Source organism: Arthrobacter sp. SIMBA_036, from assembly GCF_046535135.1.
Classification (GTDB): domain Bacteria; phylum Actinomycetota; class Actinomycetes; order Actinomycetales; family Micrococcaceae; genus Arthrobacter.
Genome location: NZ_JAWRXG010000146.1, coordinates 1 through 275, shown reverse-complemented (window position 1 = coordinate 275; position 275 = coordinate 1). Strand labels below are relative to the sequence as shown.

Genomic DNA, 275 nt, shown 5'->3' with positions numbered 1-275 from the left:
CCAGGCACTTTTCTATGCGATGGCGAGCGGAGATACCCGTCCGCTCATAAAGGCGTTGAGGGATACAGAAAAACTGCCAAAGACTGGCCAATGGGGCGTCTTTCTTCGCAACCACGACGAACTCGATCTCGGGCGGCTGACCCAGAGCCAGCGGCAAACCGTGTTCAATGCGTTCGGGCCCGATAAAGGCATGCAACTCTATGACCGCGGCATCCGCCGCAGACTTGCTCCAATGCTGGGGGGAGACCTTCGTCGTCTGAAGCTCGCTTACAGCC

1 pseudogene is annotated in these 275 nt (G+C 58.2%); it reads left to right on the top strand.

The annotated features are described in order from the left end of the window. Positions 1 to 275: pseudogene (locus SB659_RS19440) on the top strand (trehalose synthase); the annotation flags it as partial.